General features: G+C 72.7%; 12 protein-coding genes and 1 pseudogene. 11 read left to right on the forward strand and 2 right to left on the reverse strand.

Features of this window, described 5'->3' with window-relative positions:
• Positions 1-11 precede the first annotated feature (11 nt).
• Together ACFWGZ_RS28725 and ACFWGZ_RS28730 are read right to left on the reverse strand one after the other, a co-directional pair.
• Positions 12-2510 carry an FtsX-like permease family protein gene (locus ACFWGZ_RS28725; protein WP_382454701.1) on the reverse strand — a complete coding sequence of 833 codons (2499 nt, stop codon included), beginning with the start codon at positions 2508-2510 and terminating at the stop codon, positions 12-14.
• Between the two features lie 3 nt (positions 2511-2513).
• A complete protein-coding gene (locus tag ACFWGZ_RS28730; RefSeq protein WP_382454702.1) occupies positions 2514-3245 on the reverse strand; it encodes an ABC transporter ATP-binding protein in 732 nt (243 codons plus the stop codon).
• Between the two features lie 236 nt (positions 3246-3481).
• Here ACFWGZ_RS28730 and ACFWGZ_RS28735 point away from each other — a divergent pair, with 236 nt between their 5' ends.
• From ACFWGZ_RS28735 to menC, 11 genes and pseudogenes are all read left to right on the forward strand, one after another.
• Positions 3482-4858, forward strand: a complete 1377-nt coding sequence (locus ACFWGZ_RS28735) for a serine hydrolase domain-containing protein (RefSeq protein ID WP_382454703.1) — start codon at positions 3482-3484, stop codon at positions 4856-4858.
• A complete protein-coding gene (locus ACFWGZ_RS28740) occupies positions 4855-5058 on the forward strand; it encodes a hypothetical protein (RefSeq protein ID WP_382454704.1) in 204 nt (67 codons plus the stop codon). The genes ACFWGZ_RS28735 and ACFWGZ_RS28740 overlap by 4 nt, the downstream gene beginning before the upstream one ends.
• Entirely contained in the window at positions 5055-6635 is a 1581-nt protein-coding gene (locus ACFWGZ_RS28745) for an ABC transporter substrate-binding protein (RefSeq protein WP_382454705.1), read from the forward strand. Before ACFWGZ_RS28740 ends, ACFWGZ_RS28745 begins: the two co-directional genes overlap by 4 nt.
• Positions 6632-7609: an ABC transporter permease gene (locus ACFWGZ_RS28750; RefSeq protein WP_382454706.1), complete on the forward strand. Its 978-nt coding sequence runs from the start codon at positions 6632-6634 to the stop codon at positions 7607-7609. The genes ACFWGZ_RS28745 and ACFWGZ_RS28750 overlap by 4 nt, the downstream gene beginning before the upstream one ends.
• On the forward strand, positions 7609-9450 hold the full coding sequence (locus ACFWGZ_RS28755) for a dipeptide/oligopeptide/nickel ABC transporter permease/ATP-binding protein (protein ID WP_382454707.1): 1842 nt from the start codon (positions 7609-7611) through the stop codon (positions 9448-9450). Before ACFWGZ_RS28750 ends, ACFWGZ_RS28755 begins: the two co-directional genes overlap by 1 nt.
• Positions 9451-9511: 61 nt before the next feature.
• A pseudogene (locus ACFWGZ_RS28760) lies at positions 9512-10225 on the forward strand (ABC transporter ATP-binding protein); the annotation flags it as partial.
• A gap of 8 nt (positions 10226-10233) precedes the next feature.
• Entirely contained in the window at positions 10234-11265 is a 1032-nt protein-coding gene (locus tag ACFWGZ_RS28765; RefSeq protein ID WP_382454708.1) for a dipeptidase, read from the forward strand.
• A 14-nt stretch (positions 11266-11279) separates the two neighbouring features.
• Positions 11280-14510 (forward strand): serine hydrolase, encoded by a 3231-nt coding sequence (locus ACFWGZ_RS28770; RefSeq protein WP_382454709.1) that lies wholly within the window; start codon positions 11280-11282, stop codon positions 14508-14510.
• A 1-nt stretch (position 14511) separates the two neighbouring features.
• Positions 14512-15579: a M20 family metallopeptidase gene (locus tag ACFWGZ_RS28775; RefSeq protein ID WP_382454710.1), complete on the forward strand. Its 1068-nt coding sequence runs from the start codon at positions 14512-14514 to the stop codon at positions 15577-15579.
• Complete coding sequence (locus ACFWGZ_RS28780; protein WP_382454711.1) at positions 15576-16385, forward strand: GNAT family N-acetyltransferase; 810 nt, start codon at positions 15576-15578, stop codon at positions 16383-16385. The genes ACFWGZ_RS28775 and ACFWGZ_RS28780 overlap by 4 nt, the downstream gene beginning before the upstream one ends.
• The gene (gene menC / locus ACFWGZ_RS28785) at positions 16382-17488 is read left to right on the forward strand and encodes an o-succinylbenzoate synthase (protein ID WP_382454712.1); all 1107 of its coding nucleotides are present in this window, start codon (positions 16382-16384) and stop codon (positions 17486-17488) included. Before ACFWGZ_RS28780 ends, menC begins: the two co-directional genes overlap by 4 nt.
• The last annotated feature ends 17 nt before the right edge of the window (positions 17489-17505 follow it).

Raw genomic sequence — 17505 nt, forward strand, 5'->3', positions numbered from 1 at the left:
CTCCCGGACGATCACTCCCGCATCCCGATCGTGTCGATCGGCTTGTCGCGCAACGACATCCGCGTCGGGATCGCGATCGACACCACCCCGAGCACCGCGGCGCCCGCCAGCGTGCCCAGGTAGGCGGTGACCGAGCCGGCCGGCACCGGGCTGCCGGTCATGCCGATCGCCAGCAGCACCAGGGGAACCGCGGCCACCAGCGTGCCGAACACGGCCGCGAGCGCGACGGTCAGCACCGCCTCCGCGCGCATCATCGCGACCACCTGGCGGCGTCCCGTGCCGACGAGGCGCAGCAGCGCGAACTCGCGGCGCCGTGCGGCGGTGGACATCACGAGCGTGTTCGACACCGAGATCGCGACGTAGCCGAGGATCACGCCGACGGCGATCAGGTTGAGCAGGAACTGGGTCCGCTCGTCGCCGCGCTCCTGCGCCGACACCTCCCCCGCCACCCGGACTCCCGGGTACCGGGCCACCAGCTCCCGCAGGGCGGACGCGTCGCCCGACTTCACGAGCACCGCGCTGTCCATGCCCGCCGCCGTGTGGGCGCGGGCGTCGGCGGCCGACAGGACGTAGTCGCCGAACGCGAGGTCGTTGCGGTAGGTCGCGACGACGCGCAGCTTGCCCGGCCGGCCGTCGGCGAACCAGAACTCGACCGTGTCGCCCACCTTCTTGTTCTCCCACGACGCGTGGTCGGCACCGAGCGCCACCGTGCCGGGGGTGAGGTCGGCGAGGCTGCCCGTCTGAACGCCGAGGTCGACCGCGGCACCGGCTTCGGCGTCGAGCCCGTTCGCGGGCCGGGCCTGCACCTGGACGCTGTCGCTGCTCCTGGTCTCGGTGATCACCTGCGTGCGCACCAGCGACGTCGCGGTGGCACCGGTGCGGCGCACCGCCCCGACGACCTCCGGTGACACCCCCGTCACCCCGGTGACCACGTGGTCGGCGGTGATCGACCGGGTCGTCTCCTGCCGCACGGCGGCGGTGAAGGTGGTCTGGCTGTAGAAGTTCACGACGAAGAACCCGATCGCGAGCATCAGCGGCGTCACGGCCGCGGCCAGCCTGCGGGAGTTCTTCACGACGTTCGCGGACGCCAGGTAGCCGCTCGGCCCGGTGCGGCCGATCACCGGCGCGACCAGCCGCACCGCGCCGCCGACGACCCGCGGGCCGGCCAGCGCGAGACCGATGATCAGCACCAGCGCCGCCATGACCGAGGTGGCCGCGGCGTTCTGGCCGCGCACGAACAGGGGCGTCACCGTCGCGCCGAGCCCGAGGACGATCAGCGCCCCGCCGAACGCCAGGCGGACCTTGCCGACGTCGCGGCGTTGCACGGCCGCCTCGCCCAGCGCCTCGACGGGGTTGATCGACGACGGCCGCCGCGACGCGCTCCACGCCGCGATCCGGGCCGCGGCGACGCCGATCACCAGTGCCGCGGCCAGGGGGATCGGGCCGATCGACAACGCGAAGTCGTCCGGCACCACGCCGATGTCCGCGAACGCGGCGCGCAGCCCGAGGCTCACGGCGATGCCGAGCAGGCTGCCTAGCACGCCCGCGACCAGCGCGACCACCGTCGTCTCGACGCCGATGAGCCTGCGGACCTGCCGCGGCGTGGCGCCGACGGCCCGCAGCAGCGCGAACTCGCGGCGGCGCTGCTCGACGGCCAGCGCGAGGGTGCTGGCCACCACGAAGATCGCGACGAGCACCGCGTACCCGCCGAACGAGCCGGAGAGGATCGTGAGGATCGACTTCGTCCTGCCGACGTCCTCGAACTCGGCCGCGCTGCGGTCGGCGCCCTCGGACACCTCGACGTGGTCGTCCCGCAGCGCCTCCTCCAGCCGGGACGCGAGGTCGCGCGTCCCCGGTTCGGCCAGCACGCCGACGGCGGTGAGCTGACCGGGCCGTCCGGCGAGGGCGTCCGCCTGGGCGGTGCCGAAGAACAGCGCCGCCTGCCGGTCCCCCGCCGCCTCGGCGACACCGGAGACGCGGTAGGCGACCGGCACCGACCGGGTCATGACCCGGATCTCGTCGCCCGGCTTCGCACCCGACCGCGCCGCGAGCCCGGCGTCGAGGACGACCTCGCCGTCCTTCGGGGCGTCGCCCTCCTTGAGCGCGTAGGGGGCGAGCACGGCCGACTCCCAGTTGTGGCCGAAGGAGGGCTTGTCCGCGAGCGGCTGCCCGTCCGGCCCGACGACCACGGCCGGGAAGGTCTGCTCGGCCACCGCGGCCCGCACCCCGGGCACCGAGGCGATCTTGGCGGTGAGCGAGGCGGGCACGGCCGGTTGCTCGGCGGCGTACTCGAACTCGATCGACTCGGCGTCGGGCGGCTGCACGGTCCGGTCGGCGGTGACGACCACGTCGGCGGCGGCGTAGCGCTGGGTCGGCACGCCGCCGCGGAAGCCGGACTCCATGAGGATGCCGCAGGCGGCGACGAGCGCGGTGCCGCAGAGGACGGCGACGAAGGCGCCGACGAACCCGCTGGTGCGGGACTTGACGGTCTGCCAGGCGAGGGTCAGCACCGCTCACCACTCCCCGAGGTGCGTCATGCGGTCGGCGACCTTCTCCGGTGTCGGCGAGACCAGTTCGCCCGCGAGCCTGCCGTCGGCGAGGAACAGCACGCTGTGCGCCGCCGAAGCCGCGACCGGGTCGTGCGTCACCATCAGCACGGTCTGGCCCATCTCGTCGACGATCGACCGGAGCAGCCCCAGCACCTGGTGGGCCGTGCGCGAGTCCAGGGCGCCGGTCGGTTCGTCGGCCAGGACGACCTCGGGCCGCGCCACCAGGGCGCGGGCGATCGCCACGCGTTGCTGCTGGCCGCCCGACAGCTCGGCCGGGTGCCGGGAGAGCCGGCCGTCGAGCCCGACCCGTGCGACGACCTCGCGCAGCCACCCCGTGTCGGCCTTGCGGCCCGCGAGGCGCAGCGGGAGCGTGATGTTCTGCTCGACGGTGAGCGACGGCAGCAGGTTGTAGGCCTGGAAGACGAACCCGATCCGGTCGCGCCGCACCTGCGTGAGCGCGGCCTCCTTGAGGCCGCCGAGGTCGGTGTCGCCGAGCAGCGCGCGCCCGGAGGTCGGCCGGTCCATGCCCGACGCGCAGTGCAGGAACGTGCTCTTGCCCGAGCCGGACGGGCCCATCACCGCGGTGAAGGTGCCGCGCCGGATGCCGACGGTGACCTCGTCCAACGCCGTGACGGCACCGTCTCCCGAGCCGTACACCTTCCGCACCGCCTGCAGCGACAGCGCGTCTGCCCTCATCACGTTCTCCTTGCCTCGCAACGTTTTCCGTGGAAGAACGTAATTTCCGGCACGGCGCGCGACGATCACGCAGACTGCCCGGACGGAGGTGGAGCCTGCTCCACCCGAGTGAGCCGTTCGTCGAGACGGACAGATCCGACGGGTCAGATTCGTCGGCCCGGACGAGGTGTCGGCCCCTGCCCCGGACCTAGGTTTCCGGGTGACCGGAGTCACGTCGACGTGGATGAGGCGCGCGGATGTCCAAGCTCAACGAGATCAGCGACTGGCTGCAGGAGAACCTGCCGCGACTGGTGGCCGAACACGGCGTGGTGGGCGCGAGCGCCGCCGTCACGGTGGGCGACGACGTCGTCGAGGCGGCCGCGGGGGTGCTGAACAGGAACACCGGCGTCGAGGCGACCACCGACTCCGTGTTCCAGATCGGCTCGATCACCAAGGTCTGGACGGCGACGCTGGTGATGCAGCTCGCCGACGAGGGCCTGCTGGACGTCGACGCCCCGGTGCGCGCCTACCTGCCCGACTTCCGCGTCGCCGACGAGGACGCCTCCGCCGCCATCACGGTCCGGCAGCTGCTCAACCACACCGCGGGCTTCGAGGGCGACCTCTTCACCGACACCGGCCGCGGCGACGACTGCGTGGAGAAGTACGTGGCCACGCTGCACGACACGCCGCAGCTGTTCCCGCCCGGCGAGATGTTCAGCTACAACAACGCCGGCTACTGCGTGCTCGGCCGGATCGTCGAGGTGCTGCGCGGCAAGCAGTACGACCGCTGCCTGCGCGAGCACCTGTTCGCGAAGCTCGGCCTCACCCACGCCGCCACCAGCGCGGACGAGGCGATCCTGTTCCGCGCCGCCGCCGGGCACCTCACCCACGACGAGGCGGCCGGGCCGCAGCTCGCGCCGGTCTGGTCGCTCGTGCGGTCGAACGCGCCGGCCGGGTCGGTGCTCGCGATGAGCGCGAGCGACCTGCTGGAGTTCGCGCGGATGCACATGAACGACGGCGCCGGGGTGCTGTCGCCGGAGTCCGCGCGCGCCATGCGCGAGGTCCAGGTCCACGTCCCCGACCTCGCGCTGATGGGCGACGCGTGGGGCCTGGGCTGGGAGATGTTCCACCACCCGCAGGGCACGGTCATCGGCCACGACGGCAGCACGATCGGCCAGAACGCGTTCCTGCGCCTGGTGCCGGAGCAGGGCGTCGCGATCGCGCTGCTCACCAACGGCGGCAACACCTTCGACCTCTACCAGGCGGTGTTCCGGCACGTGCTGCGCGAGCTCACCGGCATCGAGCTGGGCGCACTGCCCGCGCCCGCCGCGGAGCCCGAACCCGTCGACGGCTCGCGGTTCACCGGCGTGTACGTGTCGTCGGTCGCCGAGCGCGTGATCACGCAGGACGACGACGGCCGGATCTGGATGGACCTGGTGCCCAAGGGGATCATGGCCGAGGTCAGCCCCGAGTCCGCCGGCCGGACCGAGCTCGTGCCGTGGCGCAACGACACCCTCGTCGCCGCCGAGCCGGTGCACGGCATCCACATGCCGCACGCGTTCGTCGGCGACGACGGGCACGGGCACGCGCTCTACCTGCACACCGGCCGCGCGGACCGCCGGGTGGCGCGATGACCGCGCTCCCGCAGACCTCCGCGGACGTGGGCGCCGAGGGGTTCGTCCACGCCCGCGGAGCCGGTCGTAGGTCCACAGTGGACTTCGACCGCACGACTTCCTCGACACCGAGGGACATCACCACCCCGCTGAACCCCGCCGACGCGGTGATCGGCCGCGCCGGACGCCTCGCCGCCGACCACCTCCGGAGCCCATCATGAAGCGTGCGGTAGCCCTCCTCGGTGCCGTCGTCCTGACCACCACCGCCTGCGGGACCCAGGGGACCTCCGGGTCCGGCGACCAGGCCCTGGCCGACGGCAAGACGTTCACCATGTCGATCGGCACGGACCCGGGCAGCCTGGACCCCGCCCTCACGGTCCTGTCCGCGGCCCGCGCGGTCGACCGGTTCCTCTACGCGAGCCTCATCGAGCGCACCCCGGAGGGCGAGATCGTCTCCGGGCTCGCCGAGAAGTGGGAGGCGACGACCACCACGGCGACGTTCACCCTGCGCCAGGGCATCACCTGCACCGACGGCTCACCGCTCACCGCGAAGGACGTCGCCGCGAACATCACGTTCGCCGGCGACCCGGCGAGCAAGTCGGCGCTCACCGGGCTCCAGGTCCCGGCGGGCACCACGGCGACCGCGGACGACGCGGCCCGCACCGTCACCGTCACGAGCGGCGCGCCGGACGCGTTCCTGCTGACCAACATCGGCACGCTGCCGATCGTGTGCGCCAAGGGCATGGCCGACCGGTCGCTGCTCGCGAAGGGCGAGCACGGCACCGGCATGTTCAAGATCACCGAGATCGTGCCGAACGACCGGTACACGATGGAGCGCCGCAAGGACTTCGCGTGGGGCCCCGGCGACTGGCAGCAGAACCAGCCCGGCCTGCCGGACAAGGTCGTGTTCCGGGTGATCCAGAACGAGACGACCGCGGTCAACCTGCTGCTGCAGGGCCAGCTCACCGCCGCCCAGATCGTGGGCCCCGACCAGGAACGCCTGCTGGCGCAGAAGGTCGACCACGTCGACGGCGCGACGCCGCTCGGGACGCTCACGTTCAACCAGGCCGACGGCCACCCCGGCAAGGACCCCGCGGTGCGCAAGGCGCTCGTGCAGGGCCTCGACCTGAACCAGGTCGGCAAGGTCCTCACCAACGGCAAGGGCAAGCCGTCGCAGAGCCTCGTGACGGTCCAGCCGCGGCCGTGCACCGGCGACAACGTGGGCCCGAACCTGCCGAAGTTCGACAAGGGCGCGGCGACGTCGGCGCTCGACGCGGCGGGCTGGAAGGCGGGTGCCGACGGCACGCGGGCCAAGGACGGCAAGCAGCTGACCGTGAAGCTGCTCCAGCCCACCGTCGCCGGCCCGACGCTCACCTCGACCGCCGAGCTGATCCAGCAGACGTGGCAGGGCATCGGCGTGAAGGTGGAGATCGCGCCGGTCGACTCGGCCGGCATCAACCAGGCGCTGTTCGACACCGGCGCGTGGGACGCGTCGATGGTGCCGCTCACCCTGTCGCTGCCGAGCCAGCTCACCCCGTTCGCGTCCGGCACGCTGCCGCCCGACGGCGTGAACTTCGCCCACATCGCCAACGCCGAGTTCGAAGCGCAGTCGAAGGAAGCCGCCACCAAGGCGGGCAAGGACGGCTGCGACAACTGGAACAGGGCCGAGGCCGCGCTCGTGAAGGACGCGAGCTTCATCCCGTATTACGACTCGGTGCTGCCCGTGTTCGTGAAGGGCGCGAAGTTCACGATCAGCGACAGCGTCGACCCGACGGCGATCCGGATGCTCGCGTCATGATCAAGGTGCAGCGGCGGGCGGAGGGCGGCAGCACCTGGCTGCCCTTCGCCCGGCGCCGGGCCGTGCGGTTCGTGGTCTCGCTGTGGGTGCTCGTCACCGCGGCGTTCCTGATGATCCACCTGATCCCCGGCGACCCCGTCCGCGAGTCGCTCGGGCTCGCGGCTCCCCCGGACCTCGTCGCCTCCCGGCGCGCGGCGCTGGGGCTCGACGACCCGTTGCCCGTGCAGTACTGGCGTTACCTCACCGGCCTGTTCCGCGGTGACCTCGGCACGTCGCTGACCGCCGGCACCCCGGTGTCGGACCTGATCGGCGACCGGCTGCCCGCGACCGTGCAGCTCGCGGTGCTCGCGTTCCTGTTCGTCGTCGTCGTCGCGGTGCCGGTCGGCGTCGTGATGGCGATCGTCACCAAGGGCGGCCGCCGCCGCGGCGGCGAACTCGCGTTCACCTCCTCGAGCGTGGTGCTCGCGGCGATCCCGGAGTTCCTGCTCGCGGTGGGGCTCGTGAGCTTCTTCGCCGTGACGCTGAACCTGTTCCCCGTGGCGGGCAACGACGCGCCCGGCTCGTGGGTGCTGCCGGTGCTGGCGCTCGCGATCGGACCGGCCGCGGTGCTGGCGCGGATCGTGCGCGTCGAGCTGCTCTCCGTGCTGGGCAACGACTTCGTGCGGACCGCGCGGGCGAAGCGGCTGCCGGCCCGGCTCGTGTACCTGCGGCACGCGCTGCCCAACGCCGTGACGGCGACCCTGACCCTCGGCGGCATGCTGCTCGCGTCGCTCGTCGCCGGGACCGTGCTGGTGGAGAACGTGTTCGCGTGGCCGGGACTGGGGTCGACGATCGTCGGCTCGATCCAGCAGAAGGACTACCCGACCGTGCAGGGAATCGTGCTCGTCTACGGCGCCGGTGTGCTGCTGGTGAACCTCGTCGTGGACGTCGCGCTCGCGCTGCTCGACCCCCGTTCGACGATCAGGGAGGCCTGATGCGCGCCGCACTCCGCTCCCCCGTGGGCCTGGCGTCGGCCGTGCTCCTCGCGCTGCTGGTCCTGCTCGCGGTGTTCGCCCCCGTGCTGTGGGGCGACCGCGCCGCCGCGATCGACACCGACGCGTTGCAGCAGGGCCCGTCCGCGGACCACCTGCTCGGCACCGACCTGCTCGGCCGCGACATCTTCTACCGCGTCCTCGTCGCCACCCGGCTGACGATCGGGCTGGCGCTGCTCGCGACGCTGATCGGCGTGACGACCGGCCTGGTGCTGGGGTCGGTGCCGTCGGTGCTGCCGCGGTGGGCGGCGCGGGTCGTCACCTCCGCGGTGAACATCGCCGTGGCGTTCCCCGGTCTGCTGCTGGCGCTGTTCTTCGCCGTCATCTTCGGCACCGGCACGATCGGCGCGGTGCTCGCCATCGCGTTCGCGATCGCGCCGTCGTTCGCGCGCCTGACCCAGACGCTGACCGCGGCGGTCAGCGGACGCGACTTCATCAAGGCCGCCAGGGTGTGCGGCGTCGGCCGGTTCCGGTTGCTGGTGCGGCACGTCCTGCCGAACATCGCCGAGCCGCTCGTGATCAACGCGACCCTGGCGGCGGGGTCCGCGCTGACCGCGTTCGCCGGCCTGTCGTTCCTCGGCATCGGCGTGCAGGCGCCGTCCTACGACTGGGGCCGGCTGCTCGGCGAGGGCCTGCAGCGGATCTACGTCTCCCCCGCGCCCGCGCTGGGCCCGGCCGTCGCCGTGGTGCTCGCCGGGCTCGCGTTCAACCTCTTCGGCGAGGCGGCCGCGGCGGCCGCCGGCGGCCGGCAGCAGGTGCGCGGACGCGCGGTGGCGCGCCACGAGTCCACTGAGGGCTTCGAGGGCGAGGGCCTGCTGACCGTGCGGAACCTGCACGTGTCGTTCCCCGGTGGCGTCACGCCGGTGCGCGGGGTCTCGTTCACCGTCCACGACGGGGAGATGATCGGCGTCGTCGGCGAGTCCGGCTCCGGCAAGAGCCTCACGGCGCTGGCCGTGTCGCGCCTGATCGAGCACCCCGGCCACGTGACGGCCGACCAGCTCGACTTCGACGGCAAGCCGTTGCGCGCCACCCCGGACCGCGAGCTGGGCACGAAGCTCGCGATGGTGTTCCAGGACCCGATGACGTCGTTCAACCCCACGCGCCGCATCGGCAGCCAGATCGCCGAGGTGTCCGAGGTGCACCAGGGCATGTCGCGCAGGCAGGCCGTCGCGAAGGCGGTCGACCGGCTGCGCGCCGTGCGGATCCCGGAGCCCGAGCGGCGCGTGAAGCAGTACCCGCACGAGTTCTCCGGCGGCATGCGGCAGCGCGCGATGATCGCGATGGGCCTGATGGGCGAGCCGCGCCTGGTGATCGCCGACGAGCCGACCACGGCGCTCGACGTCACCGTGCAGCGCGAGGTGCTCAAGCTGCTGGCGCGGATCAGGGCCGAGCGCACGGCGGCCGTGCTGCTGATCAGCCACGACATCACCGTGGTGGCGCAGACCTGCGACCGCGTGCTGGTGATGTACGCGGGCCGCATCGTGGAGGAGCTGCCGACCGCCGAGCTGTTCACGGCGGCCCGGCACCCGTACACGACGGCGTTGCTGGCCGCGGTGCCCGACCTCGACACGGACCGGGAGGCGCCGCTGGCTGTCATCCCGGGCCGGCCGCCGGAGCCGGGTGAGATCGCGCGGGGCTGCCCGTTCGCGCCGCGCTGCCCGCTGGCCGAGGACCGCTGCCGGCAGGAGGAGCCCGAGCTCACGCCGATGGCGGACGGGCACCGGGTGGCGTGCTGGAAGTCGGAGAGAGAACTGACCCTGGCGGCGGCGGGAGGTGCGCGGTGAGAGGCGTCGTGGTGGGACACCGGCGCGGGGTCGTGACCGGGCACGTGCTGGGAGGCACGCGATGAGCGAGCTGTACTTCGACCGGGTGAGCGTGCGCTACGGCCACCACCTGGCCGTCGACGACGTCACCCTCGCGGTGCCGTCGGGCCAGGTCGTGGGCCTGGTCGGCGAGTCCGGTTCCGGCAAGTCGACGCTGGCCGCCACCGCGGTCGGGCTGGTGCCGGTCACCGGCGGCCGGGTGCTGGTCGACGGCGAGAGCCGGCACCGCCGCAAGGTTCAGATGGTCTTCCAGGACCCGTACTCCTCACTCGACCCGCGGATGAGCATCGGCGGGTCCATCGCCGAGGCCATGCCGAAGGGCGTGAACAGGAAGGCCGAGGTCGCGCGGCTGCTCGAACTGGTGAACCTCGACCCCGGCCGTGCCACGGCGCTGCCCGCGAAGCTCTCCGGCGGGCAGCGGCAGCGGGTGGCGCTCGCGCGGGCGCTGGCCGGGCGGCCGGAGGTCGTCATCGCCGACGAGATCACCTCCGCACTCGACGTGTCGGTGCAGGGCGCCGTGCTGAACCTGGTGCGCGACCTGCAGCGGCAGCTCGGGTTGTCGATGCTCTTCATCTCCCACAACCTGGCTGTCGTGCGGTACGTGAGCGACCGGATCGCCGTGATGAAGGACGGCCGGATCGTCGAGGAGGGACCGGCCGAGCGGGTGCTCACCGAGCCGGGGCACGAGTACACGCGTGAGCTGCTCGCGGCCGCGCCCAGGCGGCACACCAGGCTGGAGGCCTCATGACCGGCGATCTGCACGAGCGCAGCGTCGTCGCCGACACCCACAACGACCTGCTCACCGCGATCGCGCACCGGCCCGTCGGGCAGTGGGTGCCGCACTTCCGCGACCGCTGGCTGCCGCAGCTCGAGGCCGGTGGGGTGAACCTGCAGGTGCTGCCGGTGTTCGTGGACGAGGTGTTCCGGCCCGAGGGCGCCCTGCGGCACACGCTGCGGGAGATCGAGGCCGCCCACCGCATCGCCGAGGCGAACCCCGGCGCGGTCGCCCTCTGCGGCAACGGCGCCGAGATCGACGCGGCGCTCGACAGCAACCGCATCGCGCTCGTGCTCGCCCTGGAGAGCGCGCCCGGCGTCGGCGACGACGTCGAGCTGCTCGAGACGCTGAGCCGCCTCGGCGTGCGGATCGCCTCGCTCGCCCACTTCGGCCGCACGGCGCTGGCCGACGGCAGCGGCGAGGACGCCACCGGCAGCAGGCTCACCAGGGCCGGCGTCGAGGCGCTGGGCGAGATGGAACGGCTCGGCATGATCTTCGACGTCAGCCACCTCGGCGCGGCGGGCGTGGACCACGTGCTGGAGCTCGCGACCCGTCCGGTCATGGCCACCCACTCGTCGGCGCGAGCGCTGCGCGACCACCACCGCAACCTCACCGACGACCAGCTCCGCGGCATCGCGGCCAACGGCGGCGTCGTGTGCGTGAACTTCTTCGCGCCGTTCCTGCACGAGTCCGACTTCACGATCGACCGGCTCATCGACCACATCGAGCACATCGCGGGCGTCATGGGCATCCTGCACGTCGGTCTCGGCCCGGACTTCGTCAAGGAGGTCCTCGCCGACACCACGCCGCCGTGCTGCGAGACGCAGGCCGTCGAGGGCGTCCCGATCGACCAGTTCCTCCCCGGCCTGGAGGGGCCGGCGGGCCTGCCGCTCGTCACCGAGGCGCTGCAGAAGCGCGGCTGGGCCGACGACGACATCGCCCTGGTGCTGGGCCAGAACGTGCTCGATCTCTTCCGCGCCGAGCTCGGCGCCACCCGTTGACGAGGGGGACCACCATGACCACCATCGAGGACCTGTACGGCTTCGCGCTGCCCGGGCAGCCCGCGATCTCCCCCGACGGCACCGACGTCGTGTACGTGCTGCGGACCACCGACCGCGAGGCCGACCGCGACGAACGGTCGCTGTGGCGGCTGTCCGGCGGCAAGGCCAGGCAGCTCACCAGGGGCAAGTCCGACGCGGCGCCCGCGTGGTCGCCGAAGGGCGGGATCATCGCGTTCCTGCGCGCCCAGGACGGACCGGCGCAGCTCTGGCTGCTGCCCGCCGACGGCGGTGAACCGGAGCAGCTCACGACGCTGCCGCACGGCGCCGGCGCACCGGTGTGGAACGCGGACGGCACCAAGCTCGCGTTCTCCGCGCCCGTCGACATCGCGGACGTCAAGGCACCGGTCGTCACCGACCGCCTCGCCTACAAGGCCGACGGCGCCGGGTACCTGCGCAGCATCCGCACGCACCTGCACGTGCTCGACCTGGAGACCCGCGAGGTCCGCCAGGTGACCTCCGGCGACTACTTCGCCGACACCCCCGCCTGGTCGCCCGACAGCACGCGGCTGGCCTTCAGCGCCGCCCGCGACGAGGACTCCGACCTGACCTTCCGCTCCCCGATCCACGTCGTCGACGTCGAGGGCCACGCCGAGCCGCGCGTCGTCGGGCTCGCCGAAGGGCAGGGCGCGACGATCACCTGGACCGACGACGGCCTGCTCGTGACCGGACGGACCACCACCGACGCCGGGCACGTCGACCTGCTGCACGTGACGCTCGACGGCGAGGTGCGCTCGCTGTCCGGGTCGCTCGACCGCAACGTGATGCCCGGTGCGCCGGGGTATCCCGGCGGTGTGCCCGCGCTCGACGGCAACACCGTGCTGTTCTGCGCCCGTGACCGCGGCTACACGCAGCTCTACGCCGTGGACCGCGACGGCGGCGAACCGCGGCTGGTCCTGGGCGGTGACTCCCTCGAGGTGTCGGCGCTGTCCGTCGCCGGCGGCGTCGCGGCCGTGGTCCTGGGCTCCGGGACGTCGTACGGCGAGGTCGCGACCGTCGACCTCGCGAGCGGCGAGGTGACCGTCCACACCGAACACGGCCATGACGTCGCGCTCGTCCGCGAGGAGCGGGAGTTCACGATCTCCGACGGCACCGTCGTGCACGGCTGGCTGCTGCGCGATCCGGAGCGCACCGGCCCGTTGCCGCTGCTGCTCGACGTCCACGGCGGTCCGCACAACGCGTGGAACGGCACGGCCGACCCGGTCCACCTCTACCACCAGGTGCTGGCGGAGCAGGGCTGGGCGGTGCTGACGCTCAACCCGCGCGGCAGCGACGGCTACGGCGAAGAGTTCTACCGCGCCGCGCTCGGCGCGTGGGGGAAGGCCGACGCCAACGACTTCCTGGAGCCGCTCGACCAGCTCGTCGAGGAAGGTCTGGCCGACCAGGGGAAGCTGGCCGTCACCGGCTACAGCTACGGCGGCTTCATGACGTGCTACCTGACCAGCCGGGACACCAGGTTCGCCGCCGCGGTCGCCGGTGGTGTGGTCGCCGACCTGACCAGCATGGACGGCACCTCCGACGGCGGGCACTACATCACCAGGCTGGAGCTGGGCGGCCTCGGCGAGCACCTCGCGGAGCTGTCGCCGTTGACGCGCGTCGGCCAGGTCCGCACGCCGACGCTCGTCTACCAGGGCGCGGCCGACGACCGGTGCCCGGTCGGCCAGGCCGAGCAGTGGTTCTCCGCGCTGCGCCAGAACTCGGTGCCCGCCAAGCTCGTGCTCTACCCGGACGAGTCGCACCTGTTCATCCTCAACGGCAAACCGTCGCACCGCGCGGACTTCAACCACCGCGTCGTCGACTGGGTGCGCCAGCACGCCGAGAACCGCCGGCCGCTCGACGCGCAGCACTGGCAGCGCAGGCTTTCCGCGCTCGCGACCAAGCACGGCGTGCCCGGTGCGGCACTCGGCATCCTGTACAAGGGCGAGGTCGTCCAGGCGCACCACGGCGTGCTCAACACCCGGACCGGCGTCGAGGTCACCGACGACTCGATCTTCCAGATCGGTTCCATCGGCAAGGTGTGGACGTCGACGGTCGTGATGCAGCTGGTCGACGAGGGCAGGCTCGACCTCGACGCGCCGATCGTGGACGTGCTGCCCGAGCTGAAGCTGAAGGACCCGGTCGTCGGGCAGAAGGTGACCATGCGGCACCTGCTCACCCACACGAGCGGCATCGACGGCGACCTGTTCACCGACACCGGCCGCGGCGACGACTGCCTGGAGCTCTACACCCGGCTGCTCGCCGACGCGCCGCAGAACCACCCGCTCGGCGCGACGTTCTCCTACAGCAACGCCGGGTTCGTGCTCGCCGGCCGGGTGATCGAGAAGATCACCGGCGGGACGTGGGACGCGGCGCTCAAGGAGAAGCTGTTCGCGCCGCTCGGCCTGGAGCACACCGGCACCCTGCCGGAGGAGGCCCTGCTGCACCTCGCCGCGGTCGGACACATGGACTCCGACGGCGAGCAGGTCCCCGCGCCGGTCTGGCAGCTGCCGCGCTCCCTCGGCCCCGCCGGCACGATCTTCTCGACCACCGGGGACGTGCTGAAGTTCGCGCGCATGCACCTCGAAGGCGGCAAGGCGCAGGACGGCACGCAGGTGCTGTCCGAGCGGGCCGCGGCCGCGATGACCGAGAAGCAGACCGACCTGCCCGACCCGAACGTGCTCGGCGACTCGTGGGGCCTCGGCTGGATCCGGTTCGGCTGGGACGGCCACCGGCTGATCGGCCACGACGGCAACACGATCGGGCAGTCCGCGTTCCTGCGCCTGCTGCCGGAGCAGCAGCTCGCGGTCACGCTGCTGACCAACGGCGACCACGCCCGCGAGATCTACCTGGAGCTGTACCGGGAGGTCTTCGCCGAGCTCGCCGGGGTGGCCATGCCGCGCCCGATGGAGCCGCCGGCCGAGCCGGTGACCGTCGACCCCGCGCGGTACGTGGGCCGCTACGAGCGGGAGTCCACCCTCATGGAGGTCTACGAGGGCGAGCACGGGCTGCGGCTCAAGGCGGCCATCACCGGGCCGCTCAAGGGCGTCGTGCCCGACCCGCCGGACGTCGACCTCGTGCCGGTGGACGAGTCCACGTTCGTGTGCCGCGAGTCCGAGAACGCGAGCTGGACCTCCGTCGTGTTCTACTCGCTGCCCACGGGTGAGGAGTACGTGCACATGGGTGTCCGCGCCACGCCGAAGGTGTCCTGAGATGACGTTGCTCGCCGACATCGAGCGGCTCGTGACCTGCGAGTCGCCGTCGACCGACCTGGCGGCGGTCGCCCGCAGTGCGGAGGTCACCGCCGAGGTGGGCTCCGCGCTGCTCGGCTCGCCCCCCGAGCAGATCGTGCTGGAGGGCCGCACCCACCTGCGCTGGCGGCTGGGTTCCGGGCCGCGCACGGTGTTGCTGCTCGGCCACCACGACACGGTGTGGCCGATCGGGACGCTGGAGCGGATCCCGTTCTCGGTGCGCGACGGCGTGCTGCGCGGGCCGGGCTGCTTCGACATGAAGACCGGCGTCGCGATGATCTTCCACGCCGTCGCGTCGCTCGGGTCCCCGGACGGCGTCACGGTGCTGATCACCGGTGACGAGGAGATCGGTTCGCCGTCGTCGCGCGCGCTGATCGAGACCGAGGCCGTGCAGCACACGGCCGTCCTCGTCACCGAGGGGTCGGCGGACGGCGGCGCGCTCAAGACCGAGCGCAAGGGCACGTCGATGTACGAGGTGACGCTGCACGGCCGGGCGTCGCACGCCGGGCTCGAACCCGAACGCGGTGTGAACGCGACGATCGAGGCCGCGCACCAGATCCTCGCGGTGTCGGCGCTGGCGGACCCCGACGTCGGCACGACCGTCGTGCCGACGGTGCTGTCCGCGGGCACGACGACGAACACCGTTCCCGCGCAGGGGAAGTTCATGGTGGACGTGCGGGTGCGCAACCTCGCCGAGCAGCTGCGGGTCGACCAGGCCATGCGGGCGCTGCAACCGGTGCTGGAGTCGGCCGGGGTCGAGGTGACCGGCGGCCCGAACCGCGCGCCGATGGAGCTGACGGCGTCCTCGGGGCTCTTCGGCCTCGCCTCCCGGCTCGCGGGCTTCGCGCTGGAGCAGGCCGCGGTCGGCGGGGCGTCGGACGGGAACTTCACCGCGGGCATGGGCGTCGCGACGCTCGACGGCCTCGGCGCGGTGGGCGGCGGAGCGCACGCGGAGAACGAGCACGTGCTGGTGTCGGAGCTGGCGCCGCGCACGGACCTGCTCGCGGCGCTCGTGAAGGAGCTGACATGACGTTGGTGGCCCAGAACGTGGTGGTGCGCCAGCTCACCGAGTACGCGGAACTCCTGGCGACGCAACGGTTGTACGAGTCGATCTGGCGGCCCACGGGCGAGGGCAGCACTCCCCCGGTCAACGCGGAGCTGCTGCGGGCCATGGCCAAGGCGGGTAGCTACGTCGCGGGCGCGTTCGACGGCGACGAGCTGGTCGGCGCGTGCATCGGCTTCTGCTCGCCGCCGGCCGCGGGCTCGCTGCACAGCCACATCGCGGGCGTCGCGGCCGGGATGCGCGGCCGCAACGTCGGGTACGCGATGAAGCTCGACCAGCGGACGTGGGCCCTGGAGCGCGGCATCACGGAGATCACCTGGACCTTCGACCCGCTGGTGCGCCGCAACGCCTACTTCAACCTGGGCAAGCTCGCCGCGGACGCGACCGAGTACCTGCCGGACTTCTACGGGCACATGGACGACGACATCAACGGCGGCAGCGAGACCGACCGGCTGCTGATCCGGTGGCGGATCGCCTCGCCCGAGGTCGCCGCCGCCTGCGAGGGCCGCCCGCGGACCACGAACGCCACCGGCGTGATCGGTCTCGGGATCTCCGAGGACGGCCTTCCGCTGCGCGGAACCTGTTCCGCGGCAACGGTTCTCGTCGCGGTGCCACCGGACGTCGAGTCGCTGCGGGCCACGAACCCGGCCGCGGCGAACGAGTGGCGTCACGCCGTGCGCGACGTCCTGGGCGACCTGCTCGCCTCGGGCGCCCGCGTCACCGGGTTCGACAGGTCCGGCTGGTACGTCGTGGAGAGGGAGGAACAGCCGTGAAGCTCGACGGGGTGGAGATCCGCTGGATCGAGATGCCGCTGAAGTCCCCGTTCCGCACGTCGTTCGGCACGCAGACGACCCGGCAGCTGCTGCTGCTCAAGGCCGTGGCGGACGGCGTCGAGGGCTGGGGCGAGTGCGTCGCGATGGCCGACCCGGTGTACTCGTCGGAGTACCTGGAGGGTTGCGCGGACGTGCTGCGGCGGTTCCTCGTGCCCGCGCTCACCGGCGACGTGGACGGCGTCACCGTCGCGCCGCGGCTCGCGAAGTTCCGCGGGCACCGGATGGCCAAGGGCGCGCTGGAGATGGCGGTCCTCGACGCCGAGCTGCGGCAGCGGGGCGTCTCGTTCGGCCGCGAGCTGGGCGCGACCCGCGACCGCGTGCCGTGCGGGGTGTCGGTCGGGATCATGAACTCGATCCCGGAGCTGCTCGACGCCGTCGGCGGCTACCTCGCCGAGGGCTACGTCCGGATCAAGCTCAAGATCGAGCCCGGCTGGGACGTCGAACCGGTGCGCGCGGTGCGCGAGCAGTTCGGCGACGACGTGCTGCTGCAGGTCGACGCCAACACCGCCTACACCCTCGGCGACGCCCGGCACCTGGCCCGCCTGGACCCGTTCGACCTGCTGCTGATCGAGCAGCCGCTCGACGAGGAGGAGATCCTCGCCCACGCGGAGCTCGCGAAGGTGGTGCGCACCCCGATCTGCCTGGACGAGTCGATCACCTCGGCGAAGTCGGCCGCGGACGCGATCAAACTCGGCGCGTGCCAGATCGTGAACGTCAAACCCGGCCGCGTCGGCGGCTACCTGGAGGCGCGCCGCATCCACGACGTGTGCGCGGCCCACGGCATCGCGGTGTGGTGCGGCGGCATGCTCGAGACGGGCATCGGCAGGGCGGCGAACGTGGCGCTGGCCGCGCTGCCCGGCTGCACGCTGCCCGGCGACACCTCGGCGTCCGACCGCTACTACGCGATGGACGTGACCGAGCCGTTCGTGCTGGACGACGGCCACCTGGCCGTGCCGACCGGTCCGGGCCTCGGTGTCACGCCGCTGGCGGACGCGCTCGAGGCCGTGACGGTGAAGACGGAGTGGGTTCCCGTGGTGTCCTGACGTCGTGGGTCCCGGCC

The sequence above is a fragment of the Lentzea sp. NPDC060358 genome, from assembly GCF_042725365.1.
Taxonomy (GTDB): domain Bacteria; phylum Actinomycetota; class Actinomycetes; order Mycobacteriales; family Pseudonocardiaceae; genus Lentzea.

What these genes read in the sequence shown, in the direction of transcription:
- ACFWGZ_RS28730 (WP_382454702.1), bottom strand. Translation starts at nt 3,245, where the DNA reads ATGAGGGCAGACGCGCTGTCGCTGCAGGCGGTGCGGAAGGTGTACGGC.
- ACFWGZ_RS28765 (WP_382454708.1), top strand. Translation starts at nt 10,234, where the DNA reads ATGACCGGCGATCTGCACGAGCGCAGCGTCGTCGCCGACACCCACAAC.
- ACFWGZ_RS28770 (WP_382454709.1), top strand. Translation starts at nt 11,280, where the DNA reads ATGACCACCATCGAGGACCTGTACGGCTTCGCGCTGCCCGGGCAGCCC.
- ACFWGZ_RS28775 (WP_382454710.1), top strand. Translation starts at nt 14,512, where the DNA reads ATGACGTTGCTCGCCGACATCGAGCGGCTCGTGACCTGCGAGTCGCCG.
- ACFWGZ_RS28750 (WP_382454706.1), top strand. Translation starts at nt 6,632, where the DNA reads ATGATCAAGGTGCAGCGGCGGGCGGAGGGCGGCAGCACCTGGCTGCCC.
- ACFWGZ_RS28740 (WP_382454704.1), top strand. Translation starts at nt 4,855, where the DNA reads ATGACCGCGCTCCCGCAGACCTCCGCGGACGTGGGCGCCGAGGGGTTC.
- ACFWGZ_RS28755 (WP_382454707.1), top strand. Translation starts at nt 7,609, where the DNA reads ATGCGCGCCGCACTCCGCTCCCCCGTGGGCCTGGCGTCGGCCGTGCTC.
- ACFWGZ_RS28735 (WP_382454703.1), top strand. Translation starts at nt 3,482, where the DNA reads ATGTCCAAGCTCAACGAGATCAGCGACTGGCTGCAGGAGAACCTGCCG.
- ACFWGZ_RS28745 (WP_382454705.1), top strand. Translation starts at nt 5,055, where the DNA reads ATGAAGCGTGCGGTAGCCCTCCTCGGTGCCGTCGTCCTGACCACCACC.
- ACFWGZ_RS28780 (WP_382454711.1), top strand. Translation starts at nt 15,576, where the DNA reads ATGACGTTGGTGGCCCAGAACGTGGTGGTGCGCCAGCTCACCGAGTAC.